We start from the raw sequence: 26,061 nt of genomic DNA on the forward strand, positions 1-26,061 counted from the left end.
GTTATAAAGTTTTAAGGATCTCAACGTGTCAAATGCTTCAAAGTTCGGCAAAGTTGCCGTGTTATTGGGTGGTAAATCAGCAGAGCGTGAAGTTTCGCTAGATAGTGGTCAGGCTGTGCTGGAAGCATTGTTGCGTTCTGGCGTTGATGCCGAAGCTTTTGACCCGCAACAACGTAGCGTGACGGAACTGGTTAATTATGATCGTGCTTTTATTGTGCTGCATGGTCGCGGTGGTGAAGATGGCCAGATTCAGGGTGTGCTGGAATGGTTGAATATTCCTTATACGGGGACGGGCGTACAGGGTTCTGCCATTGGTATGGACAAGGTTAAAACCAAGCAGATCTGGCAGGGCAGTGATTTACCAACCGCACCTTACCGTATCATCAATAAAGACACCGATGTGCAAGAGCTTGTGTCTAGCTTGGGCTTGCCTGTGATTATCAAGCCGGTACATGAGGGTTCGAGTATTGGCATGAGTAAAGTCGAGAAAATTGAAGACTTTGCCGATGCGATTGCCAAAGCGACAGCACATGATGCCGTGGTGATGGCGGAAAAATGGATCACAGGCCGTGAATTTACCATTGTCATGCTAAATGGCCAGGCACTCCCGGTGATTCGTTTGGAACCACCACAAGATGTGGCCTTTTATGACTATGAAGCCAAATACAACCGTAACGACGTGCAATATGGCATTCCGTGTGGTTTGACTGAGACAGAAGAAAAGCAGTTACAAGACTTGGCTTTGCGTGCCTTCCAAGCGGTGGGTGCAAAAGGCTGGGGCCGTATTGATGCCATGCAGGATGCTGAAGGTAACTTCTGGCTGCTTGAAGTGAATACAGTGCCAGGCATGACCAGTCATTCCTTGGTGCCAAAAGCAGCGAAAGCGGTCGGTTATAGTTTCGAAGCGCTCTGTGTAGCGATTCTGGAACAAACTCTGGATGCGGTGGCACACTAATTTATGGCTCAACTTCCTGCTTCCATGCGCCGCAAACGTGCTGCTGCCATCACCTCGATTCATGACAAGCCACCTACCCGTCAGGAAAAGCTTGCAAATTTGGGTGGTTGGCTGCTGCTATTGGTGGCTTTTGTGGTGCTGGCAGTTGGTTTTTATGGCCTGTATAAAGTGATCACGGATGCGCATGTGGCCGAACTACAAGTCGTTGGGACACACAGCTCCGTTGAGCAACAGCAGATGCAAGCACATCTGCAACCCATCGTGAAAGACAATTATTTTACTTCGGATCTGGAACAAATTCGTGACCGTGCTCTGGCCGTGTCATGGGTAGACCGTGTAGTGGTTTCACGTACCTGGCCGAATGCGATTCGGGTTCGTGTCATGCCGCGACATGCAATTGCACGTTGGGGAACCGGGCGATTGCTGAGTGATAGTGGGGATGTATTTAGTGAGGCGGTGCCGAAAAATAATGCGCATTTGCCCTTACTGCATGGCCCGATCAGTCAGTCTGAAGTGATGATGCGTCGATATAACGAGATTAATCAGTTATTTCAACCGGTTCATTTACGTTTAAAAGAGTTATATTTAACTGAACGTATGACCTGGTTTATGCAGTTTGATTCTGGTTTTCGTGTGATCGTTGATCAGGATCAAACCATGAGTAAACTACAACGTCTGAGTTATCTGGCAAAAAATGAGCTCAAGCCGGTCTGGCCAAAAATTTCTGCCATTGATTTGCGCTATCGTAATGGACTAGCCATTCAGTGGAAAAATGCCAGCCCGCCTACAATTATAAATGGGCAGTTTGTTGTAACGAGTGATGACACAGGCATTGCGGGTGGAATAACGGCAAAGCCATAATACGTGGCTTTAAAAACAAGGCGCTTAAGCTAAAGATAAACCAACATGTAAGTGGTAGTACGTAATGAGTGAAGCTGTTCCCTCAGTTGTTGCGATTGACATTGGGACACATAAAGTTTCAGTTTTGATTGGTAAAGTACATGCACCTGATAAAATTCAAGTTATCGGGATGGCTACAGCACGTAATAGAGGCATGAACAAAGGTAAAATTGTCAGCCTTGATAAAGTGATTGCCGCAATAAAAAATGCCGTTGCTGAAGCGGAAAAGATGGCGGAATGTCGGATACACTCGGCCTGGGTGTCGATTCCAAGTACAGAATTAAAAAGTTTTTATGCCTCGGGCCGTACGCCGATTGTCAACACCGAACATATTATTACCACCAATGAGGTGGTCCGTGCTTTGGATTTGGCCAAAGCCAGTCATGTGACTCCAGATCATTATTTGGCGAGTGCGGTGCCTTTAGGATTTGAATTGGATGATGCTGCAGAGTGGGTGCAGAATCCAATTAACATGTCTGCCCAAAGTATGACAGGGCATTATCAGTTAATGATGCTGCCGATTAGTACCATGCAGAACCTGGATCGTGCCATGAAAGGCGCGAATATCGGTGTCGAGAAAATGGTGGTGTCTTGTCTCGCTACTGCAGAAGCTAGCCTGCTCAAAGATGAAAAAGAATATGGTGTATGTCTCGTTGATATCGGTGCAGGAACCACGAACTTAGCCGTTTACCTAGATGGACGTTTGGCCTTAACTCGCACATTCCAGCGCGGTGGCGAACATGTCACACGAGATATCGCGGCAGTCCTGCAGACCACAACGGATGAAGCTGAACGTCTGAAATTATTACATGGCTGTGTGGACCTCAAAGTGGTCAAGCCGGATCACATGATTCAATTTCAAGGAATTGACGGGCCACAAACCATTAGTCGTATTGAATTGACGGATATTATTGTTGCACGTTATGAAGAAATCTTTGGCCTGATTCGTCAGGAGTTAGAGCAGAGCGGCGCGATACATGGTTTATATCATGGCGTGGTCCTGACCGGAGATGCTTGTCAGATTGAAGGTATGGTTAATCTGGCGCGGCGTATGTTGGGGGTTTCGGCCCATTTAGGCAATCCACCTTTACAGGTATATGCCGATGAGCCACATCAGGCTGCGTTACGTCGTTCGATGTATGCGACGGCAGCAGGTTTATTGTTATTTAGTCAGAGTGACATGCAGGATGCAGTAGAAGAACCAGAAGACGAAGAAAAGCGTTCTTTTTGGTCGCGTGTTGGCAATGGCTGGAATACACTGAATAACAAATTAAAATCGATATTTTAAGGTGTATTTCATTGGGATTATTGTTAGGAAGTTGTACAAGAAAACTGCTGTACTTGACAAGGCGAGTATTGCACAGCATCCTAAAAAAATAATTTGTTTATGCAGATCAAGGCAGTATACGGGCTGAAGTGACTGCCAATATTATTTAGGAACTCTATAGGTCATGGCCTCATTTGAATTTTTAGAAGATGAACAAACCGATAGTAACGGTCAAGCCCGTTTCACTGTGTTTGGTGTAGGTGGTGGTGGCGGTAATGCCGTACAGCACATGGTGCAGTCTGATATTAAAGGTGTAAAATTTGTCTGTGCCAATACGGATAAACAAGCCCTTGATCGCATGAATGCGCCATTTAAAATCCAGTTGGGTGAACAAAGTACCCGTGGTTTAGGTGCCGGTGCCAATCCTGAAGTGGGTCAGATCGCAGCAGAAGAAAGCCGTGAAGTGATTCGTCAGCATCTTGAAGGTGCCGATATGGTATTCGTGACTGCCGGCATGGGCGGGGGAACCGGAACAGGTGCTGCGCCAGTCGTTGCAGAAATTGCCAAAGAAATGGGTATTCTTACCGTAGGTGTTGTGACCACGCCATTCAACTTTGAAGGTCGTCGTCGCCAGCGCTCAGCGGAAAAAGGCATCGAAGCACTTGAAGCTTATGTAGATTCCTTGATTATCATTCCAAACCAGCGTTTACTCAGTGTGTATGGCGATATTTCCATGCAGGATGCTTATCGTAAGGCGGATGATGTGCTGTTAAATGCGGTACGCAGTATCTTTGATCTTGTGGTACGTCCAGGTCATATCAACCTTGACTTCGCCGACTTGAAAACTGCGATGAGTACCCGTGGCTATGCCATGATGGGTGAAGGCAAGAGCAGTGGTCCAGACCGTGCTGAGGAAGCGGCCCGTCTGGCTATTCGTAGTCCATTACTCGATAACGTCAATATCATGAATGCCAAGGGGGTATTAATCAATATCACTGGTGGTAATGATGTCACACTGCGTGAAACAGAAGTGATTACTGATGTGGTGAACCAGATCGTTGATCTGGATGAAGGCGAAGTATTCTTCGGTACGGTATTTGATCCAGATGCCCGTGATGAAATTCGTGTGACTGTAATTGCCACAGGTTTGACGCGGAATTCGGATGCGGTAGAAGCGAAGCGTCAACCCTCTGCAGTACAGCATGCTGCTGTGCAAGCAAGCCAGGCTGCACAGGCAGTGCTTGAAGAAGATGATGTTCCTGCAATCAGCAAACGTCAGCACGCTGAAAGTCCAGTTGCTGCGCCAAGCGCAACTCCACGTTCATCACCGATGAGCATTCAGGATTATTTGAAGAACCAACAACGTAAATAACTGTTGTGGGACTTCTAAAAAGCAGCGCAAACGCGCTGCTTTTTTTATTGCCTTATGATTCGTTTAAGACCAAATGCTGTCTAAATATAAGCCAAAATCCCTGTAAATAGTGGGCTGAGTGGTTTAAATCAGAGGCAATGTTGTTACTTAATAGCGAAAATTCTGAGGCTATTAGCGTTTTTGCTGTCAAAAAAAAGCAAATATGCTAACGTATTGCGGTTTGTAAGTAGAAGACAGTAGTAGCATGTTGAAACAGCGTACCCTCCAACGTGTCGTCAAAGCTAGCGGTATCGGACTGCATAGTGGGCAAAAAGTCATGATTAACTTTGTACCGCATGTTGCAGATGGGGGAATTGTCTTTCGCCGTATTGATCTTGATCCACCGGTTGATATTCCTGCGGATGCGATGCTGATTCAAGAAGCCTTTATGTGCTCTAACTTGGTTCAAGGTGACGCGAAAGTTGGTACGATTGAACATGTGATGAGTGCAATCGCGGGTCTGGGTATTGATAACCTGATCGTGGAAGTTTCTGCATCTGAAGTACCGATTATGGATGGCAGTGCGGGACCGTTTATCTACTTACTGATGCAAGGTGGTCTAGTTGAGCAGGATGCACCGAAAAAATTTATCCGAATTTTAAAGCCAATATCTGCTCTCATCGATGACAAACGGGCTATTTTCACTCCGCATACAGGGTTTCAGCTTAATTTCACCATTGATTTTGATCACCCTGCTTTTGCCAAAGAATACCAGTCGGCCACGATTGATTTTTCCACCGAAACTTTTGTGTATGAGGTCAGTGGCGCGCGTACCTTTGGTTTTATGAAAGACCTGGATTATCTGAAAGCCAATAACTTGGCACTGGGCGCGAGCTTGGAAAATGCCATTGGGGTGGATGATACTGGTGTGGTCAATGAAGAAGGCTTACGTTTCTCGGATGAATTTGTTCGCCATAAAATTCTGGATGCCGTAGGAGATTTGTATCTGCTAGGTCATCAGATTATTGCCAAATTTGATGGTTATAAGTCGGGTCATGCCCTGAATAACCAGTTGTTACGCAATGTGCAAAAAGATCCAACAAGTTATGAAATTGTAACATTTGATGACGCGAAAGATTGCCCGATTCCGTATGTCAGTGTGACATAAGTCATTGTCTTGTCTAGGTGATGTTATAAAGTAACAACTCTGAATGTGAAAAATATCACGAAAAATAATCAAAAAATGGCCTGCCAGAAAAATCCTACTCCTTTTTATTGCTTGCCAAACGTAGCAAGGCTTGGCTAAGCTTAGGGTCGCTCACAAAGTCAGCAGCGTGACGTAACATGTCTTGCGTTTCTGTGTTGATGGATCGTGAAGGTTGGCTTGGTTCAGAGATCTTTTGAGACTTAACTCTTAAACGTGCTTGAATTTTATGCAAATCTTTCAACGGTTCAAGTTGAGATAATTGAGAAATATACGGCTTTTGCAAGTAACCGAGTTGACTAATCATGGCTTGATTTTCACCGGTGATGGTTAAAACGCCGGATTGATAACAGACCACCTGCCATTGTTCCGGTTGGGGTAATAGCGGTTGAATGATTTTCGTAAGTTTTTGCCACTGTGCAACTTGCGTTGAGAGAAACGTTAAGTTTCCTGTTTTTGAGTGTTTTCTTGTCGCTTGAAACACGTTAATAGGTTCAGACATACATCTTTCCTTAACATTGATGTCTTAATCTTATGCGCTTGTTTCTGTGAATATCAAGGAAGAGATCACACAAGAAACATTGAGTAAGAACAGTTGAAAGAGGTTTTTTATGCACACGCGTCGTATTTTATTGGCTTTTTCCCTGGCAGCTTCTGCTGCTACCGTGGCTTCTGCTGATCTGGTTGAAGTAAATTCAAATACTCAAATTGATCCAATTGAAGAACTTACTCATACGATTGCCAAAGGTTCTTACTCTCAACCTGAAGATATCGATATTCCTGCACGTACAAAAGTATCGGTTACACTTCGTGAAAAATCTGTTGAACTTAATAATCAATCTCTCGCAAAAAAATACAGTTCAAATACTTCAACACGTTATACAGCCAACGGTATCTCTTCTTGGCTAATTGCTCATCCATTACCAAGCGCGCGTGTTAGCTCTACCTATGGTGGTCGTGTTATGGGTGGTAAAGCTGAAAACCATTCGGGTCTTGATTTAGCTGCACCAAGTGGCACCCCAATTTATGCGACTGGCCCAGGTGTCGTGACCAAGTCAGGCTGGGGTAATGGTTATGGCCAATATGTAGAAATTAATCATGGAAATGGTTACCTCACTCGTTATGCCCATGCTTCACGTCTCTTGGTCAGCGTGGGTGAGCGTGTAAACGCGGGTGACCAGATTGCAAATGTGGGTTGTACTGGTCGTTGTACTGGTCCTCATTTACATTATGAAGTTGTAAAAGATGGTCAACGTAAAAATCCAGCAACTTATTTAGCCATGTTGCCATAATTGAAGAGAACCTTGGCACATATAGATATTAGCTATTAAGTTATCATCTAAATTTATTGCTTGTGTATAAAAAATCGCCAGAATTGGCGATTTTTTGTTAGCTTGTGTAATAAATATGCAGCCAATATTTATCTGCTAAATGTTACGTTAAACGTGTATTCGGTTGCAGCCATAACTTTACTGATCTAAAACATGCTAAATATACACCTCGTAGATTTAGATCAAGGAATAGGTGAATTATGGCGTTTTATGGTGATTCCGACGCGCAAGAAACCCAAGAGTGGCAAGAAGCATTTGATTCTGTTTTAGAGCATATGGGCACCGAACGTGCTGCATTTCTGTTAGAAAAATTATACCAACGCGCGATCGCGAAGCATGTACCCATTCAACGCTTAAATACGCCTTACTTAAATACCATTTCGGTTGAAGAACAACCTCCAATGCCAGGTGATCAGGATATGGAGCGCCGTATCCGTGCCCTGATTCGCTGGAATGCTTTGGCTATGGTTCTGCGTGCCAATAAAACCGGTGATGATCTGGGTGGTCACTTGGCAAGTTTTGCATCTTCAGCAACCTTATATGATGTAGGCTTTAACCATTTCTTCCGTGCATCAAATGACAGCTTTGGTGGTGACCTGATCTATTATCAAGGTCACTGTGCACCGGGGATTTATGCTCGTTCTTATCTTGAAGGCCGTTTAACTGAAGATCAGCTCAATAACTTCCGCCGTGAAGTGGGTGGTCAGGGCCTTTCAAGTTATCCACATCCTTATTTGATGCCGGACTACTGGCAGTTCCCAACGGTTTCTATGGGCTTGGGCCCAATCATGTCGATCTATCAGGCACATATCCAGAAATACCTGATGAACCGTGGCCTGATTAAAGAGGAAGATCGTAAAGTCTGGGCGTATCTCGGTGATGGTGAGATGGACGAGCCAGAAAGCTTGGGTGCAATCTCACTGGCAGGCCGTGAAAAGCTCGACAACCTGATCTGGGTGGTGAACTGTAACTTGCAGCGTCTGGATGGTCCGGTACGTGGTAATGGCAAGATCATTCAGGAATTAGAGTCGCTATTCCGTGGTGCAGGCTGGCGTGTCATCAAAGTGGTCTGGGGTCGTCATTGGGATCCACTTTTGGCGAAAGACCATACGGGTGCATTGAAAGCGGTAATGGAAGAAGCCGTGGATGGTGATTATCAGCGCTATCAGGTGAAGGGTGGTGCCTATACCCGTGCGCACTTCTTTGGCAAATATCCAGAAGCTGAAGAGCTAGTGAAGAACTTAAGCGATGAAGATATTGATAATCTGAACCGTGGTGGTCATGACCCGTACAAAGTATTTGCCGCTTATGCTGAAGCGACCAAAGCCAAAGGTCAGCCTACCGTGATTCTGGCCAAGACCGTGAAGGGTTATGGCCTGTCTGAAGAAATTGAAGCGGTGAACAAGACCCACCAGATCAAGAAAATGCAGCTGGAATCATTGAAATACGTACGTAACCGTTTCAACCTGCCATTTACGGATGAACAATTGGAAGAAGTTCCATTCTACCGTCCAAGCGAAAACTCACCTGAATTGAAATATATGAAGGCACGTCGTGAGGCGTTGGGTGGTTATTTACCGGCACGTCGTAAAGACAGTGAAGCTTTGCAGATTCCTGAGTTGTCGGTATTTGACTCAGTGTTGGCAGGTTCAGGTGGTAAAGAGCAATCGACCACAATGGTCATGGTGCGCTTGATTGCTGCCTTGCTCAAAGAAAAAGCCATTAAAGATCGAGTTGTACCCATTGTTCCGGATGAAGCACGTACCTTTGGTTTAGAAGGGATGTTCCGTCAATTGGGGATTTATGCCGCACATGGCCAAAAATATACCCCGGAAGACCAAGAACAATTAATGCATTACCGTGAAGCCAAAGACGGTCACATGCTACAAGAAGGGATTAACGAAGCCGGTGCCATGAGTGCATGGGCAGCGTTGGGTACCAGTTATTCAACCAATAACCTGCCAATGATTCCAATGTACATGTATTACTCGATGTTCGGTTTCCAACGTATCGGTGATATTGCCTGGGCGGCAGGTGATGCACAGGCACAGGGTTTCTTGCTTGGTGCAACAGCAGGTCGTACCACACTCAATGGTGAAGGTTTACAGCATCAGGATGGTCATTCACACATTTTAGCCAATACCATTCCAAACTGTGTGTCTTATGACCCGTGCTTTGGTTATGAGCTGGCAGTCATCGTCCACGATGGTCTGAAACGCATGTATGTGGATCAGGAACGAGTGTTCTATTACTTGACGGTCATGAACGAAAACTATGAACATCCAGCTATGCCACAAGGCGTGGAAGAAGGCATCAAACGTGGTATGTATCTGTTGGAAGAAGATGAAAAAGCGACAGTACAGTTGCTAGGTTCAGGTGTAATTCTGCGTGAAGTGATTAAAGCAGCGAAAATCTTGCGTGATGAATACCAGATTCACTCTAATGTCTTTAGTGTAACCAGCTTCAATGAGCTGGCACGTGATGGCATGGCATGTGAAGAATACAACCGCTTGCATCCGCTGGCTGAACAAGCAAAAGAATCATGGGTATCACAACAGTTACGTGATACTGATGGGATTGTGGTTTCCGCAACGGATCATGTGCGTGCCTACAGTGAGCAAATCCGTGCTTATCTGCCAGACAACCGTCCATTTGTAGCTTTAGGTACCGATGGTTATGGTCGTTCTGATACCCGTGCCAATTTGCGTAGCTACTTCGGTGTCGATGCCGCGCACATTGTGGTGGCCACACTGAAGAAACTGGCAGATGAGGGTGAAGTGGATGCACGTTTAGTTAAAGATGCCATTTCCAGCTTTGAATTGGATACAGATCGTCCAGTGGCTTGGGCACCGCAAGCGGTTCCTGAAGTTCAAGCGGTTGCTGACTACAAGGAGTCTAAATAATGCAAATTACAGCTCCTGATATTGGTGTAGATAAGGCTTTGGTTGCGGAAATTCTGGTTAAAGTGGGCGATCGCATCGAAGTAGATCAAAGCATTGTCGTGCTGGAATCGGATAAAGCCACTGTAGAAGTACCAAGTACTTCTGCGGGTGTGGTTAAGGCAATTATGGTCGAGAATGGTGCCGAAGTTGCAGAAGGTACGGCCTTGATTGAGCTTGAGGCAGTGGAAGGCCAACAGACTAAAACAACTGAAGCCTCTGCACCTGAAGTTGAAATAACGGCAGCAGCTGTTGAGGTTCCTGCACCTGCGGCTGAGCAGACTGTAGCTCCATCAACAACAAATGAAGTGATTGAAGTCAAAGTTCCCGATATTGGCGTGGAAAAAGCTTTAATTGCTGAAGTGTTGGTGAAAGTGGGTGACCAGATCGAAGTCGATCAAAGTGTAGTGGTTGCAGAATCGGATAAAGCGACCGTTGAAGTGCCAAGTCCTGTTGCAGGAACCGTAGAAAGTATTTCGGTGAAAAATGGTGATGTGGTCAAAGAAGGCGTCCTGCTACTCACTGTAAAAGCAGCCCGAACTGTTCCTGCGCCGGAACAAACCGCTACACCAGCACCTACAACAAATAGTACAGTTACTACGGTAGCGCCAGTACCTCAGCCTACCACTGCACCGGTTAGTGCGGAAACAGTGATTACTGTGCCTGATCTGGGTGTGGATAAAGCGGCAGTCGCGGAGATTCTGGTCAAAGTCGGTGACCGCGTTGATGCTGAACAAAGCATTGTGGTAGTGGAGTCAGACAAGGCGACAGTTGAAGTGCCAAGTACCGCTGCCGGTGTGGTGAAAGCCATTCATGTGACTGAGGGTCAACAGGTTAGCCAGGGCATCCAGCTGATCACGATTGAAGGTCAAACGACTGCGCCTGCAGCAGCGACCACAGCAACCCCAGTTGTAGAAACGGTAAAACCATCTGTTCCTGCTGCTGTAGCAACAGCACCAGTGGCGACACATAGTGCTGAAAAATTAACGCCGGTACAACAAGCTGAAAATGCCAAAGTCTACGCGGGTCCTGCTGTACGCCAGTTGGCACGTGAATTAGGCGTTTTACTGGCACAAGTGCAAGCGACCGGTCCACATGGCCGTGTGCTCAAAGAAGACGTCTTTGCTTATGTAAAACAGCGCTTAACTGCACCCGTGGCTGCACCCGTTCAGCAAATCGCGGCTGCACCATCAGGCTTGCCAGCATTACCAGATTTCTCTGCCTTTGGTGGTGGCGAAGTGAAAGGCATGACGCGTTTACAGCAAGTATCGGTTCCACAGTTGTCTCTGAACAACTATATTCCACAGGTGACGCAGTTTGACTTGGCAGACATTACCGAGCTGGAAGCATGGCGTAATGATTTGAAAGGCAACTTCAAGAAGGAAGGCATCAGCCTGACGATCTTGGCTTTTATTGCCAAAGCCGTGGCACATTTGCTGAAGGATGAGGCTTATTTTGCTTCGCATCTGGCAGATGATCAGAAATCTGTGTTACTGCGTAATGAAATCCATATGGGGATTGCAGTGGCGACACCGGATGGATTAACTGTTCCAGTACTGCGTAATCCAGACCAGAAATCGATCAAGCAGATTGCGGTTGAGTTGGCTGAGCTGAGCCAGAAAGCACGTGACAAGAAACTGTCACCTAAAGATCTACAAGGGGCGAACTTCACCATTACCAGCCTTGGCAGTATTGGTGGCACAGCCTTTACCCCATTGGTGAACTGGCCTCAAGTGGCAATTTTGGGGATTTCTCCAGCGACGATGCAACCGGTCTGGAATGGAAGTAGTTTTGATCCACGCTTAATGTTGCCATTATCGTTATCATATGACCACCGTGTCATTAACGGTGCCGATGCAGCACGTTTCACCAACAAACTAACCAAACTGTTGAAAGACATTCGTAGTTTATTGTTGTAATCCTTGCGGAAGTCTTGGATGAAAACCTCGCGTCAGCGGGGTTTTTTTATTGGTTCGATCCTAAAAGATTTGCCTTTTGCATTGGGAATTATTTAAAATAACTTCACTTCATTGGGGAGTAGCCGCTATTTACGCTCAGTAAATAGGTGATGGTCAACATAATTGCGCCACAGCGCATGGTCATCATAGCCAAAGAATCCCATCTCCTGGTTCTTTTGTTGGCAAGACCTTTGATTTATCTTTCTGCTTGAAATATTTGGCTAGCGGGAAAGGTAGGTCATTGGGATTTCGCTAGCCAGAGAATCAACATGCAAGAATTTTTTATTTCTACTGCCATCGTGGCACTCGCTGAAATGGGTGACAAAACCCAGTTATTGGCGTTACTCCTTGCGGCCCGTTTTCGTAAACCTATCCCGATTCTCGCGGCGATTTTGATCGCAACGCTCATTAACCATGGCTTGTCTGCTGTGTTAGGGCAATGGATCACTACGGTGCTCAGCCCTGAAATTCTCTTATGGATTCTGTCCATCGGTTTTATTGCCATGGCGCTCTGGATGCTGGTTCCAGATGAGTTGGATGATGAAACGGATAGTATTAATAAATGGCAGAAATTCGGGGTATTTGGTGCCACCTTTGTGCTGTTTTTTCTGGCAGAAATTGGGGATAAGACGCAGATTGCGACGGTTGCCTTATCAGCACGTTTTGATAGCGTGTTCTGGGTGATGCTGGGTACAACACTCGGGATGATGATTGCCAATGCACCAGCCGTTTTTGTCGGGAATAAGATGGCGGAAAAATTGCCAATTCCACTGATCCATAAAATTGGCGCTGCGATTTTCCTGATTATTGGTGTCGGTACATTGTTGCAACATTACTTCTTTTAATACTGTATTTTGATTCCGTCAAAAAAGCTCAAACCCGGTTTGAGCTTTTTATTTTCAGGCTGTGATGGCGTTAAAGTTATTCGTATATTTATTGTAATTTTACCCGAATCCTTTTATGTTATAAGGATTAGATAATTTCATTTAAAAAATAAGTTTTTTTGGGGAACAAGGAAATGGCTTTAGAGCGTACCACCTCACAAGTGTTATTTGATAATGGCACACATAAATGTATTAGCTTTACCAGTCTTGTGAAAGGTGAAGGCGTACAAGCCAACCAATTCTTGATTATTGATAATGAACGTGCAGCTGTTCTTGATCCAGGTGGTGATTTGACTTATGTTCCATTGACCATGGAGCTGAACAAATATACCCGTCTACAGAACCTCGATTATGTGATGGCTTCTCATCAAGACCCGGATATCATTACCTCCATGCCACGTTGGTTGGTGTATTCAGATGCGAAAGTTGTGGCCTCCAAGCTATGGGCCCGTTTCTTACCGCATTTGAACTCTGCATTTATGAGTGACCGTATGAAAGGCAACTGGCTGGATCGCTTGATTGAGTTGCCGGATCATGGTCAGGTGATTCCTTTGGGTCAATCTTCAATTATAGCTGTACCAGCACATTTCCTACACTCAGTAGGGAACTTCCAGTTTTATGATCCTGTGGCCAAAATCCTGTTTTCTGGCGATATGGGAGCATCGATGGTGGAAGATGCAGGTAAACCATTAGAAAACTTTGCTGCACATATTCCAAAAATGAAAGGCTTCCACCAACGCTACATGTGTTGCAATAAAGTCATCCGTTTATGGGTGAATATGGTCCGTACAATGGATGTGGAAATGATTGTGCCACAGCATGGTTGTGCTTTCGTTGGTAAAGACATGATTAACCAGTTCCTCGATTGGATCGAGAATCTGGAATGTGGTGTAGATTTAATGGATGAAAGCGTGTTTACCTGTCCAGAATAAATACTGATCAGTGCAATTTAAATCAAGCAAAAAAGCAAGAATCCAGTTCTTGCTTTTTTTTGCCCAAAGACTGATATGAGGACTATTGATTAGCGTGGTATTCCGGCACATTTTCTGCATTCCGTGGGCAACTTCCAGTTCTATGATCCGGTTTCCAAAGTTCTGTTCTCTGGTGATTTGGGAGCATCTTTATCTGGTGATCCACAAATTCCGGTTCAGGATATAGAAGCACATGTGCCAGGCATGCGCACTTTTCATCAACGTTATATGTGTTCCAATCAGATTTTACGTTACTGGGTTGACATGGTTCGAGATATGGACATTGAAATAATTGTGCCGCAGCACGGTTCTCCTTTTGTTGGGAAAGAGAGCATTGAGCAATTCCTCGAATGGCTATGGGATTTACCTTGTGGTGTCGATGTTTTTAAACGAGAAATCTTCCGCTGTCCGGCTTAATGGTCATGCTGTAGAACGGCCCCAGCTCATTTGATTGACCAGTCCCAAACAGTTTTCCAACCGGGGCGATACAGATTTATTTTGTATCGTCCTGAAAATAAGCATGAATAAAAGCAAATTTTTTGTTTATAATAGCTCACGGAAATTACCAGTGAGATTGTTATGCTGACCATCGTTCAAGAAGCGTTAACCTTCGATGATGTCTTATTACTCCCTGCCTATTCTACTGTCCTTCCAAAAGATGTCTCCCTAAAGACACGTTTGACCCGCGGTATTCAACTTAATATTCCTTTAGTGTCTGCAGCGATGGATACGGTAACAGAATCCCGTATGGCGATTGCAATGGCACAAAATGGTGGTATCGGTATCCTGCACAAAAACATGGATATTGCAGCCCAGGCAGCTGAAGTACGCCGTGTGAAAAAGTTCGAAGCGGGTATGGTGAAAGATCCAATCAGTGTAACGCCAGAAACGACAGTGCGTGACTTGATTGCTTTGACTCAAGCGAACAATATCAGTGGCGTGCCAGTAGTAAAAGATGGCAAAGTGGTCGGTATCGTGACTGGTCGTGATACACGTTTTGTGACCAATCTTGAACAGCCAGTCAGCAACATCATGACACCACAAGAGCGTTTAGTGACGGTGCGTGAAGGCGAATCTAAAGAAAATATTCAGGCGTTATTGCAAAAACACCGTATTGAAAAAGTATTGGTGGTGGATGATAACCAGAATCTTAAAGGTTTGATTACCGTTACCGATTTCCGTAAAGCAGAGCTTTATCCAAACAGTTGTAAAGATGACCTTGGTCGCTTACGTGTCGGTGCTGCTGTCGGTACGGGTGCAGAAACACCATCACGCGTAGAAGCCTTGGTTGAAGCCGGCGCCGATGTCATCGTCGTGGATACAGCACATGGTCACTCCGCTGGTGTGATTGAGCGTGTACGTTGGGTAAAAACCAACTATCCACAAGTTCAAGTGATTGGCGGTAATATTGCAACTGGTGATGCTGCATTGGCATTGTTAGATGCGGGTGCGGATGCGGTGAAAGTGGGGATTGGCCCAGGTTCAATCTGTACGACACGTATTGTTGCAGGGATTGGTGTTCCACAAATTTCAGCGATTGATAATGTAGCGACAGCGTTGAAAGGTCAGATCCCGTTAATCGCGGATGGTGGTATCCGTTATTCAGGTGATATGGCTAAAGCGATTGCTGCCGGTGCAAGCACCATCATGGTCGGTTCATTGATGGCGGGTACTGAAGAAGCACCAGGTGAAGTTGAATTCTTCCAAGGCCGTTACTACAAAGCTTACCGTGGTATGGGTTCCTTGGGTGCAATGGCAGGTGCGGCAGGTTCCGCAGACCGTTATTTCCAGGACGCCAAAGCTGGTGCTGAGAAACTGGTTCCAGAAGGCATTGAAGGCCGTGTACCTTATAAAGGTCCAATGAGTGCAATCGTGCATCAGATGATGGGTGGTTTACGTTCATCTATGGGTTATACCGGTTCAGCGACGATTGAAGACTTACGTAAAAATGCCAAGTTCGTGAAGATTACTTCAGCAGGTATGCAGGAATCTCACGTGCATGACGTGACGATTACCAAAGAAGCACCAAACTATCGCATGGGCTAAGTTATAGCTGGTGAAAGTTGAGAAAAGGCCGTCAATTTCATGACGGCCTTTTTGTTTTGGTGTAAAGTATTTTGTGGTTGAAAAAGGTTGGGTATTTTCCAGCTAAAATCATAATAAGTGAGTGTATAAATGAGCTATTTTGGTACCGATGGTATTCGCGGAAAATTTGGACAACTACCTATTACTCCAGAATTTGCATTAAAACTAGGTTTCGCGGCAGGTAAAGTATTAAAACGACAATATACCAATGAAAAGCCAATCGTCGTATTGGGTAAAGATACCCGTCTCTCAGGCTATATTTTAGAATCTGCTTTGCAGGCAGGCTTAAATGCTGCCGGTGTCTATGTACATCTTTTGGGCCCCATTCCAACACCAGGGATTGCCCACTTAACCCGTGCACTGCATGCTCATGCGGGTATTGTAATTTCAGCTTCGCATAACCCGTATTTTGACAACGGGATTAAATTCTTCTCTGGTGAAGGTAAAAAATTACCAGATGAATTGCAGGATGCGATTAGCAAAGAGATTGAAAAAGAGCTAGTGATCGAAGATACCGCCAATCTCGGTAAGAGTGTGCGGGTGAAAGATGCCAATGGTCGTTATATCGAATTCTGTAAATCGACGTTCCCGTATCATCTGAATTTACGGGGTTTGAAAATTGTGGTGGATTGTGCCAATGGTGCAGCCTACAGCGTCGGTCCTGCAGTATTCCGTGAACTTGGTGCCAAGGTCATCAGTATTTACAATGAGCCGAACGGTTTAAACATTAATGACCATTGTGGTTCTACCCATCCGGAAAATCTGCAAAAAGCGGTGCTAGAACATCAAGCAGACCTAGGAGTTGCCTTTGATGGTGATGCCGACCGGGTGATTATGGTGGATAAACAGGGCCGTCAGATTGATGGAGATCATATCCTGTATATTCTGGCGACTCAGGCAGTGCAAAAGCCAGCGGGTATTGTCGGGACAGTCATGAGTAATATGGCATTGGAACTGGCTTTAGAGCGAGCGGATGTTCCCTTTGTACGTGCCAAAGTAGGTGACCGTTATGTCTTGCAAGGCCTAGAAGAAAATGGCTGGAATATCGGTGGTGAGCCATCGGGCCACATTCTGACACTGGACAAGAGTACGACAGGCGATGCGATTATTGCTGCCTTGCAGGTTCTGACGGTGATGGTAGAGCAGAAAAAAGCTTTGCATGAATTGGTGGCAGACTTTGAATTGTTCCCGCAACAACTGATCAATGTACGTTTAGAAAAAATGGTTGATCCGTACAGTATTCCAGAGTTGGTGGCAGAATTTAATCAGGCCGAAGAGCAACTTAAAGGTCATGGTCGAATCCTGATCCGTAAATCGGGCACAGAGCCGGTGATTCGTGTCATGGTGGAAGGGGATGATCTGGAACAAGTGAAGCAGATCGCTACTCATTTGGCTGAACAAGTCCGTATTCAAGCAGCAGCTTAAGGAAGTGAACTATGACTGATGTCATTAAAGATCTCAGTGAACTGCGACTCAGCTATCAAAAAGGTGAGCTGCATGAAAACCAGATTCATGCCGATCCACATGTGCAATTTTTAGAATGGTTTAATCAGGCCTTAGCTGCACAGTTGCATGAACCGTATGCGATGTCGGTTGCGACAGCCGACCAAACAGGACGCCCGCATGTGCGGACCTTGTTGCTGCGTGGTGCAACAGCACAAGGTTATGATTTTTATACCAATTATGACAGCCAAAAAGGTCTGGATTTGGCGGCGAACCCGTTTGCAGAATTACTGTTTTACTGGCCACAGCTTGAGCAACAGGTGCGTATCTCGGGTAAGGTGAGCCGGATTCCACATGAAGAATCGACTGAGTATTACCATAAACGCCCACGCGACAGTCAGATTGCGGCACATATCAGTACACCACAAAGTGGCGTGATTGAGAGTCGTGAGCTGTTACAACAGCGCTATGAGGCTTTACAGGCTGAGGTTGAAGGGCAGGATGTGCTGGAAAAACCAGAATTCTGGGGCGGCTATCGTCTCGAACCGGAATATTATGAGTTCTGGCAGGGTCGTCCTAACCGTTTGCATGACCGTCTGTGTTATGAAAAAATCGATGGCGTTTGGAACCTGAAACGATTAATGCCGTAAATGCCAAAGCTACAGATACAACAACGTCCTTTTTTGACACGCCCTGAACAGTTTCAGGGCGTGCCGCCTTTTGTGGCCGAGATTCTGGCACGCCGTGGCGTGCAGTCGGATCAAGAGTTAGAACTGAAGCTCAAATATTTATTGCCACCGAATTTAAAAGGTTTGGATCAGGCGATTGCTTTGATGGATCAGGCGATTGATCAGCAAAAGAAAATTGTTATTGTCGGTGATTATGATGCCGATGGTGCGACCAGTACGACATTGATGATGTTGGCCTTACGCGATATGGGGGCTAACGTAAATTATCTGGTTCCGGATCGTTTTAAATATGGTTATGGCTTGACTCCAGCAATTGCAGATTTGGCATTGCAACGTTATCAGCCCGATTTGTTGATCACGGTGGATAACGGCATTTCCAGTCATGCAGGGGTAGAGCAGGCACATTTGCATGGCATGCAGGTGATTATTACCGATCATCACTTAACAACCAAGGCAACGCCTGATGCAGAAGCGGTGGTGAATCCAAATCAGTTGGGCTGTGAGTTTCCGAGTAAAGCCTTGGCGGGTGTTGGTGTAGCTTTTTATCTGCTGGCGAATTTGGCGAGTCAACGGGCCAAACAAGGTAAAAGTAGCAGTAAGTTGGTACAGTATCTAGACCTAGTGGCCTTGGGTACTTATGCTGATGTGGCCAGTCTAGATTATAACAATCGGATTTTGATTGATGCCGGCTTGAAACGGATTCAGCAGAATCAATGCCGCCCGGGAATTAGTGCGCTGTTACAAATTGCCAGCCGCGATCCCCGGCAATTACAGGCTGAAGACCTGGGGTTCGTATTGGGGCCTCGCCTGAATGCTGCTGGCCGTATGGAAACTATGGATATTGGGATTGAGTGTCTGCTGGCTGTAGATTTTGCGACAGCTTATCCTTTAGCCCAGCAACTGAATGATCTGAATCTGGAACGTCGTCAGGTTGAATCAAAGATCAAGCAGGATGCTCTTCATCACTTGGCAGAGCTTCAGTTAGACCAGCAAAGCTTACCGGCTGCACTGGTGCTCTTTCAGCCACACTGGCACCAGGGGGTGATCGGGATTGTTGCGGGACGTTTGAAAGAACAGTTTCATCGACCGAGTATTGTGTTTGCTGCGGATGAAGATGGTGAGCATATTAAAGGTTCAGCACGTTCGATTGAAGGAATTCATATCCGCGATGCAATTGAACGTGTAGCCGAGCAGTATCCGCACCTAGTGCGTTATTTTGGTGGACATGCAGCAGCAGCGGGTTTAACCATACGCAAAGCGCATTTTTCTGAGTTTCAGCAAGTTTTTACCCATCTCATTGAACAGATGGATGATGATCTGTTTCAAGCAACGTTATGGACCGATGGTGTTTTACCTCATCCCGAGTTGCAGCTGGAAACCGTAGATCTACTTGAACAGCTAGGCCCATGGGGGCAAAAGTTTCCTTCGCCGGTGTTTGAGGGGCACTTTCGTGTACTGGATTATCGCTGGTTGAAAGAGCAGCATCTCAAGTTACGTTTGGCGCTGGATACCGGTCAGATTGTGGATGCGATTGGCTTCAATTTGCGCGATCAATTTGATTTTGATCCGATGCAAGATCATGTAGATCTGGTCTATACCCTACAGCGTAACCAGTTTAATGGAGCGGTGAGTTTACAGCTGCAGATTTTACATTTGGCCCAAAACAAAAACCGCTCATAAAGAGCGGTTTTTGTTGTTCGATTATTAGGATTAGAAACGGTATTTCGCTGCGACACCAAATTTATTGTAATCGTTATTACCATATTCACCAAAGCCAACACGGCCTTCAAGGCTCACTTGAGGGGTGAAGAATTTACGTGCACTTACGCCAAATTCATTCTGATCTCGAAGATCATTACTTTGATAATCGACGCCAAGACTCATGGTTTTATCAATAAAATAATCTGCAGCTAGATTATATTCATCTAGATCACCAAAAGCGGCACCTGCTTCGAGATTGATGTCTTTACCATTGCTGAGAGTAGTAACATATTTAGCACGTAATGTTGGATCTACACCATCATCAACGTCATTATCCCAACCTTTTACACCCGCTGCGATTAATAGGCCAGGGGCTGGTAGGTAACCTACTTCAGCACCATATGTGGTTAAGTCATTATTTAGATCATTGTTATCTTTAAGATCATGACCATTTACGTTACCGCCCATATAAAAATCTGAATTGGGTACAAAGTACTCGGCACCTACACCATAGGTATGTGCTTCAGAATCACCTACTTCATCATATTGATATTGAGCGTTGATGTTACTAGCACGGTCAAGAAAAGCTGCCTCTGCTAATGGAGCATTACGGGTTTGAACCGGATTAAAGTAATAAGTCCCATCAACACCGAAAGAGCCATTTGAGCTAGCATTATCAGGATCTATCAGTCCTGCAGATGCCCCAACTTCTGCTTGATAGGCATTTGCGGTACCGGTGACTGCTAATGCTGATAAAAGTGCTGAAGCGATTGCAAGTTTTTTCATGGCTAAATCTCCACATTTTTATTAATGTTTTGTTACAACTTTTAGTCTAGTGGAAAAAGAAAATGCGTCAATCCTATGCATGTAATCAAACTGTAATATAGGTAACTTTGTGTAAGTTATTTGTTTTAATATATTGATTATAAATTAAATTTTAAAAATGTTTTGTTTTATTAAGATTGTGGAGAGAATGTGTTGATGACTCATTTTCGGACTGATTTGTGAGAATTTATATCGAATGATCTCCTGCTAAATCCGACGAAATTTAGCAGGAGGACGTATTTAAGCAGGGGTAGTTTGAGATTTAGAAACGGTAGGTTCCGCGTATACCATAAATTGTTTCGTCTTCAGTTGTCGGGATGTTTTCGCCAAAAGTAACTTCGGCACCTAGAGCGACTTGTTGATTAAAATATTTTTTGGTGCGGATTGAGATTGAATCGGTATCTTCCGGACCATAATCAACAAAAGTATAGCTGCTGCCGATACTCCAAGTCGGATCAATATAAAAGTCAGCTGCAGCATTATAGGTATCAGTTTCAGGAACTATTCCCTTATACATACCATTGAGATTAACATTCGCTTCCAAGTTAAGATATTGACCTTTTTGCCCCAGTGCAGTGACGTATTTGGCGCGCGCTGCCAATCCCGCCTCTTTTTGCTCTCCTGTGGCATTGTAACCCTGTACGCCTGCAGCAATCAGTAAATTATTCTGTGGCATAAAACCGAATAGGGCACGGTAGTGGGTCGTATGGATCGTATCTTCAGAAGTTAAACCCATCCCACTCAAACTTAAATCAGTGTTGCTGCGGCCGATTTCTGCATTTACATACAGGCCATTTTGACGGTTTAAATATTCAAAGCCGCCTTTGAAATCATGACCATCAATATTCAATTCAGCACTATTGTCCGTAGCTTCAATATCTGTGAAGCTATAAGCATATGCACCATAAATATTGCTGGTTTGACTTAAAAACGCAGCTTCTTGTACAGGTACATTTTTAGTTTTTATATTCTCAAAATAAGCTGTGGCTTGCAGATTAAAATCACCCGCATTAGTTGTGAGGCCAGCGATATCATCGATTTCATGATGGTCATAACCGGCATCAATTTGATATTGATATGCTTGAGTTTGTGTTGCGCCTAAGGTTGCCCCCAATACAAGCGATAAAAATGATAGTTTTTTCATTATGTTTCCCTCAAAAAAATCATTAGTTTCAGTAAGTTAAATTTTATGTAATCTTATGTTACGGTTTGTTATTGTTGATTAAAATGGAAACAGTCGCAAGGTTTATTTTGATCAAAATTTAAAATATTAAGATCATTCCAACAGTATGTTAAAATCGTTGCCTCAATTTTTTCTGTAGCGAGATAAAATCCGTGGAAATCAATCCTTATCTAAACCAGTTAAAAGATTTGTCTGATCGTAGCCAAACTTTACGGGGGTATCTTTGACTACGATCTGAAAAAGGAGCGTTTAGAAGAGGTACTCCGCGAGCTTGAAGATCCGGCGATCTGGAATGACCAAAACCGTGCTCAAGCAATGGCCAAAGAAAAAGGCGAGTTGGAAAATGTCCTGAATGTTTTGGACAATTTAGCCACTCAGCTTGAAGATGCCAAAGCGATGCTGGATTTAGCCGTTGAAGCGGATGATGAAAGTTTGCTCGTTGATGTACAAAGCGAGCTGGATTCGGCTGAAGAAGCTTTAGCCAAACTTGAATTCCGCCGTATGTTTAACAATCCGATGGATCCGAATCCATGCTTCCTGGAAATCCAGGCGGGTTCAGGTGGAACCGAAGCTCAAGACTGGGCCTCCATGTTATTGCGTATGTATATGCGCTGGATTGAGCGTCATGGCTTTAAAGCTGAATTGATGGAAGAATCGGATGGGGATGTCGCGGGGATCAAGTCCGCGACAATCCGCGTTGAAGGTGAATATGCCTATGGCTGGCTGCGTACGGAATCCGGTGTACACCGTTTAGTGCGTAAATCGCCATTTGACTCGGGTAACCGTCGTCACACCTCGTTCTCTGCAGTATTCGTTTCGCCTGAAGTAGATGACAATATTGAGATCGAGATTAATCCGTCAGATGTCCGTACCGATACCTACCGTGCATCGGGTGCAGGTGGTCAGCACATTAACAAAACTGACTCTGCGGTACGTTTAACGCATATTCCGACTGGCATCGTTGTTGCTTGTCAGAACCAGCGTTCACAACATGCCAACCGTGATGCAGCTTGGAAGCAGTTACGTGCCAAATTGTACGAACGTGAAATGCAAAAGCGTAATGAAGCTGCGCAGGCATTAGAAGACACCAAATCTGATATTGGTTGGGGCTCGCAAATTCGTTCTTATGTTCTGGATGATTCGCGGATTAAAGATCTACGTACTGGTGTAGAGAACTCGAATACCGGTGCAGTGCTCGATGGTGATCTGGATAAATTCATTGAGGCCAGTCTGAAACAGGGACTGTAATCTCATCAAATTATTCATAAAAAGAGGCTGAAATCAGCCTCTTTTTTATTGGCAGCGGATCACAAAAACGATTGCAGTAGGTCAATTATTGGTGAAAAATAAAATTTAATGAGAATTAGATATTTAAACGGTATAAATAGCGAACAATAAAACTTGTAACCGTCAAGCAGGGCGGTATCGATGAACGTAAAACATAAATCAGGGCAACAAAGCATGGTGCTCTGCAATACAAACTCTCATTTGAGATCGGGGACAGATGTGGATTTTTGCCTATGCTAAGTTCGAACTTCAGCAATTTTATTTTGGTGGCGCCACTGTGTTTAATCACGATCGGCCTGTGTTTTTCTCTGTACTGGTTTTTTCAACGTGAGTTAGTTTATCTACTCTGGTTTTCCTTTGCGGCGATGCTTGCTGGTTTTTGCCTGATGGTCTTGAGTTTTATTCCGTTAACTGAAATTCATCATTGGGCCGTCCCTTTAGGGTTTATTTATCTCGCGACTTATATCTGTTTAGTACAGGCGATTTCGTTACGTTTTTCCACCCATGTGTCGTGGCCTTTGGCCTGGCTGGTGGTGATTGTGGTGCAGATGGGTATATTTTATTACTCCCTGATCGATAACCAGTTAAACATGCGTATTGTCTGGAGTGGCTTGGGCTTTATTGCACTTTGTCTGCATAAGTTGCCTGATATTTATCGTGCTATCGCCCGGCATCCGATTGATCAAGCCCTCAAATATGTTTTTTATTTTTTGTGTGCCTACTTGCTGCTTCGGGAAGTAGTGTTGTTGTTGCAACTCTGGCAAGGTCCATTAAAACTTCATTATAGCCAGACGCTATTCTGGTTCGTTACCCAGTTGGCCAGTCTGCTGTTTTTATGGCTGTTTTCTGTGTTGTTTTTGGTGGGGCATATCCGAGACCGGCTGAATGTTTTAAAAACAGAACGCGATATTGATGTCCTGACGGGACTGACCAATCGACGCTGTTTTTTTGAAAGTGCTGAGGCATTTTTTCAGGCACAAAAAGTACAGCAACACGCCTTATTTCTCTGTGATTTGGATCATTTTAAAGAAATTAATGACCAGCATGGTCATCAGATCGGGGATGAGGTGCTGAAAGCCTTCGCAGCCACGGTACGGACCGTGCTGAGGGAGCAGGATATTCTGGCCCGGATTGGGGGAGAGGAGTTTGTTGGGGTGCTATGCCAGACCAATTTGCAGGAAGCACTGCTGGTGATTGATCGTATCTCTAAAGTGTTAGCAACACCACTACAGTTAGAAAGCGGTCTCAGTCAACAGGTCACCGCCAGTTTCGGCTTGGTGATGCTGAGCGATTTTAACTCGATGGAGGCTGCGTTAAAGGCAGCGGATGCCCTGATGTATCGAGCGAAGTCTGCAGGTCGCAACAATGTGCAATATGTTTTGTCGTCTTGAGAAAATCCACATAGCAAGGGTTGCAAGAAAAGATGAGGAATAGTGAGAAGCAGCGACATAATAGAAACGCAGAAACTGATGTGCGATGTTAAACTAGCCTTTTAGGATTAAAACAGCGGACCTCTTTCATAAAAAAACACAAATATCGAAAAATATCGATATTAATATCGATAAAAATAGATATAATCTGTGTAGGGGATGGGTTTGCTGATGTGTAAGAGTAATACTATGGACACTGAAGCGATTTATAAAGCCTTGGCCAATCCGGTGCGTCGACAGATCTTGCAATGTTTGAAACATCCTGAACAGTTTCTGGCGTCCGACCAGTGTGGTCATGACTTTAGCCGTGGTGTATGTGCGGGACATATCGAAACGATTGGTAACCTGTCGCAATCCACCATGTCCAATCACTTGTCGATTTTACAGCAAGCCGGTTTGATTCATGCCACCAAGCATGGTCAATGGTCTTACTTTTCGCGCAACGAAGCACTCATCCAAGAATTTTTACAACATTTGCAACATTCCTTATAAGGTGTGTTTCCTGCCTGAGGAATGTTGAAGGATAAGGTTATGACCGATTTTTCAACTCCCGCTCAGTTTGGTGATTTACAGCTTAAAAACCGTGTGGTACTTGCACCATTGACCCGTACCCGTGCGACAGAAGACCGAGTTCCAACCGATCTTATGGTGGAGTATTACCGTCAGCGTGCCAATGCAGGCCTGATTCTGACTGAAGCGACAGTGATCGCAGAAAATGCCGTGGGGTATGAAAAAACCCCGGGTCTGTATAACGATGCCCAGGTTCAGGCCTGGAAAAAAATTATTCAGGCAGTTCATGAGCAGGACAGCAAAATCGTGGTGCAGTTGTGGCATGTCGGCCGTATTTCTCATCCGGATTTGCTTAGTGGAGAAACTCCAGTGTCTGCAAGTGCCATCCAACCGGCGGGTCAGGTCAGCCTGTTACGTCCAAAACGTGATTTTGTCACGCCGCGTGCGCTGGAAACGGCTGAAGTTCAGGCGATTGTTGAAGAATACCGTCAGTCTGCTCTTCTTGCCAAAGAGGCGGGTTTTGATGGGGTAGAAATCCATGCGGCAAATGGCTATTTGATTGACCAGTTCCTGCAAACTTCAACCAACCAGCGTCAGGATCAATACGGTGGTTCCGTTGAAAATCGTGCACGCTTCCTGCTTGAAATTGTGGATGCCGCGATCGATGTCTGGGGTGCAGGCCGCGTCGGGGTGCATTTGGCACCGCGTGGTGACTCGCATGATATGGGGGATGCGGCTCCACGTGAAACATTTGGCTATGTGGCGGAGCAATTGGGTCAACGCAAGATCGCCTTTATTTTTACCCGTGAATATCAGGCGGAAGACAGCATCAGCCAGTTGATCAAGGAAAAATCAGGCGTGCCGTATATTGCCAATGAAAACCTGAACCGTGAATCGGCATTGGCATTATTGGTTTCAGGACAGGCAGATGCCGTGGCCTTTGGTCGTCCTTATATTGCCAATCCAGATCTGTATACACGTTTGGTTGAAAACGCAGCGTGGAATGAGCTTAATGTTGCCACCATGTATGCTGCAGGTGCAGAAGGATATACCGATTATCCAAGCCTCAACGGATAAGCTCTATAGTCGTAAAGCATGATTCCAAAATCAGGGTCATGTTATAGTTGCCAGGTTCAATCAGAGGATCG

Annotated in this window: 21 protein-coding genes, 1 pseudogene and 1 riboswitch; of the genes and pseudogenes, 19 read left to right on the forward strand and 3 right to left on the reverse strand. The window is 45.0% G+C overall.

Going from position 1 to position 26,061, the window contains the following annotated elements; all coding sequences use genetic code 11:
* Positions 1–25: 25 nt before the first annotated feature.
* The 5 genes from PAE54_RS00540 to lpxC all read left to right on the forward strand — a co-directional run bounded on the left by PAE54_RS00540 (position 26) and on the right by lpxC (position 5,641).
* A complete protein-coding gene (locus tag PAE54_RS00540) occupies positions 26–955 on the forward strand; it encodes a D-alanine--D-alanine ligase (RefSeq protein WP_273777704.1) in 930 nt (309 codons plus the stop codon).
* Positions 956–958: 3 nt separating this feature from the next.
* Positions 959–1,816 carry a cell division protein FtsQ/DivIB gene (locus PAE54_RS00545; protein WP_326518025.1) on the forward strand — a complete coding sequence of 286 codons (858 nt, stop codon included), beginning with the start codon at positions 959–961 and terminating at the stop codon, positions 1,814–1,816.
* A gap of 64 nt (positions 1,817–1,880) precedes the next feature.
* The gene (gene ftsA, locus PAE54_RS00550; RefSeq protein ID WP_273777702.1) at positions 1,881–3,143 is read left to right on the forward strand and encodes a cell division protein FtsA; all 1,263 of its coding nucleotides are present in this window, start codon (positions 1,881–1,883) and stop codon (positions 3,141–3,143) included.
* 163 nt (positions 3,144–3,306) lie between these two features.
* Positions 3,307–4,494: a cell division protein FtsZ gene (gene ftsZ / locus PAE54_RS00555; protein WP_273777701.1), complete on the forward strand. Its 1,188-nt coding sequence runs from the start codon at positions 3,307–3,309 to the stop codon at positions 4,492–4,494.
* A 244-nt stretch (positions 4,495–4,738) separates the two neighbouring features.
* The gene (lpxC, locus tag PAE54_RS00560) at positions 4,739–5,641 is read left to right on the forward strand and encodes a UDP-3-O-acyl-N-acetylglucosamine deacetylase (protein ID WP_273777700.1); all 903 of its coding nucleotides are present in this window, start codon (positions 4,739–4,741) and stop codon (positions 5,639–5,641) included.
* Positions 5,642–5,735: 94 nt separating this feature from the next.
* Here the strand turns inward: lpxC and PAE54_RS00565 are convergent, their stop codons facing one another.
* Positions 5,736–6,179, reverse strand: coding sequence for a DUF721 domain-containing protein (locus tag PAE54_RS00565; RefSeq protein ID WP_326518026.1), 444 nt, complete (start codon positions 6,177–6,179; stop codon positions 5,736–5,738).
* A 109-nt stretch (positions 6,180–6,288) separates the two neighbouring features.
* Here PAE54_RS00565 and PAE54_RS00570 point away from each other — a divergent pair, with 109 nt between their 5' ends.
* From PAE54_RS00570 to recJ, 10 genes and pseudogenes are all read left to right on the forward strand, one after another.
* Positions 6,289–6,969 carry a M23 family metallopeptidase gene (locus PAE54_RS00570; protein WP_273777698.1) on the forward strand — a complete coding sequence of 227 codons (681 nt, stop codon included), beginning with the start codon at positions 6,289–6,291 and terminating at the stop codon, positions 6,967–6,969.
* A gap of 239 nt (positions 6,970–7,208) precedes the next feature.
* On the forward strand, positions 7,209–9,911 hold the full coding sequence (aceE, locus tag PAE54_RS00575; RefSeq protein WP_273777697.1) for a pyruvate dehydrogenase (acetyl-transferring), homodimeric type: 2,703 nt from the start codon (positions 7,209–7,211) through the stop codon (positions 9,909–9,911).
* Entirely contained in the window at positions 9,911–11,866 is a 1,956-nt protein-coding gene (locus PAE54_RS00580; protein ID WP_326518027.1) for a 2-oxo acid dehydrogenase subunit E2, read from the forward strand. Before aceE ends, PAE54_RS00580 begins: the two co-directional genes overlap by 1 nt.
* Positions 11,867–11,967: 101 nt before the next feature.
* Positions 11,968–12,128, forward strand: a riboswitch (yybP-ykoY riboswitch).
* A gap of 46 nt (positions 12,129–12,174) precedes the next feature.
* Positions 12,175–12,750: a TMEM165/GDT1 family protein gene (locus PAE54_RS00585; RefSeq protein WP_273777695.1), complete on the forward strand. Its 576-nt coding sequence runs from the start codon at positions 12,175–12,177 to the stop codon at positions 12,748–12,750.
* Between the two features lie 173 nt (positions 12,751–12,923).
* A complete protein-coding gene (locus PAE54_RS00590; protein ID WP_326518028.1) occupies positions 12,924–13,721 on the forward strand; it encodes an oxygen-binding di-iron domain-containing protein in 798 nt (265 codons plus the stop codon).
* A 99-nt stretch (positions 13,722–13,820) separates the two neighbouring features.
* A pseudogene (locus PAE54_RS00595) lies at positions 13,821–14,177 on the forward strand (oxygen-binding di-iron domain-containing protein); the annotation flags it as partial.
* Between the two features lie 162 nt (positions 14,178–14,339).
* Complete coding sequence (guaB, locus tag PAE54_RS00600; protein ID WP_273777693.1) at positions 14,340–15,806, forward strand: IMP dehydrogenase; 1,467 nt, start codon at positions 14,340–14,342, stop codon at positions 15,804–15,806.
* A 129-nt stretch (positions 15,807–15,935) separates the two neighbouring features.
* The gene (glmM, locus tag PAE54_RS00605) at positions 15,936–17,270 is read left to right on the forward strand and encodes a phosphoglucosamine mutase (RefSeq protein ID WP_326518029.1); all 1,335 of its coding nucleotides are present in this window, start codon (positions 15,936–15,938) and stop codon (positions 17,268–17,270) included.
* A gap of 11 nt (positions 17,271–17,281) precedes the next feature.
* Positions 17,282–17,938 (forward strand): pyridoxamine 5'-phosphate oxidase, encoded by a 657-nt coding sequence (pdxH, locus tag PAE54_RS00610; RefSeq protein ID WP_326518030.1) that lies wholly within the window; start codon positions 17,282–17,284, stop codon positions 17,936–17,938.
* Entirely contained in the window at positions 17,939–19,657 is a 1,719-nt protein-coding gene (recJ, locus tag PAE54_RS00615; RefSeq protein ID WP_326518031.1) for a single-stranded-DNA-specific exonuclease RecJ, read from the forward strand.
* 30 nt (positions 19,658–19,687) lie between these two features.
* Here the strand turns inward: recJ and PAE54_RS00620 are convergent, their stop codons facing one another.
* Together PAE54_RS00620 and PAE54_RS00625 are read right to left on the reverse strand one after the other, a co-directional pair.
* Entirely contained in the window at positions 19,688–20,464 is a 777-nt protein-coding gene (locus tag PAE54_RS00620; RefSeq protein ID WP_326518032.1) for a putative porin, read from the reverse strand.
* A gap of 301 nt (positions 20,465–20,765) precedes the next feature.
* The gene (locus PAE54_RS00625; protein WP_326518033.1) at positions 20,766–21,647 is read right to left on the reverse strand and encodes a putative porin; all 882 of its coding nucleotides are present in this window, start codon (positions 21,645–21,647) and stop codon (positions 20,766–20,768) included.
* A 191-nt stretch (positions 21,648–21,838) separates the two neighbouring features.
* Here PAE54_RS00625 and prfB point away from each other — a divergent pair.
* From prfB to PAE54_RS00645, 4 genes are all read left to right on the forward strand, one after another.
* Positions 21,839–22,934 (forward strand): peptide chain release factor 2 gene (prfB, locus tag PAE54_RS00630; protein WP_273777687.1). Its coding sequence is split into 2 segments (ribosomal slippage): positions 21,839–21,910 and positions 21,912–22,934, totalling 1,095 coding nucleotides; the frame shifts between segments, so codons are not numbered across the junction.
* Positions 22,935–23,206: 272 nt separating this feature from the next.
* Positions 23,207–24,364: a GGDEF domain-containing protein gene (locus tag PAE54_RS00635; protein WP_326518034.1), complete on the forward strand. Its 1,158-nt coding sequence runs from the start codon at positions 23,207–23,209 to the stop codon at positions 24,362–24,364.
* A 228-nt stretch (positions 24,365–24,592) separates the two neighbouring features.
* Positions 24,593–24,895: an ArsR/SmtB family transcription factor gene (locus PAE54_RS00640; RefSeq protein WP_273779499.1), complete on the forward strand. Its 303-nt coding sequence runs from the start codon at positions 24,593–24,595 to the stop codon at positions 24,893–24,895.
* A gap of 39 nt (positions 24,896–24,934) precedes the next feature.
* Positions 24,935–25,990 (forward strand): alkene reductase, encoded by a 1,056-nt coding sequence (locus tag PAE54_RS00645; RefSeq protein WP_326518035.1) that lies wholly within the window; start codon positions 24,935–24,937, stop codon positions 25,988–25,990.
* Positions 25,991–26,061 lie beyond the last annotated feature (71 nt).

The sequence above is a fragment of the Acinetobacter minutum genome, assembly GCF_035916735.1.
In the GTDB taxonomy this organism is placed as follows: domain Bacteria; phylum Pseudomonadota; class Gammaproteobacteria; order Pseudomonadales; family Moraxellaceae; genus Acinetobacter.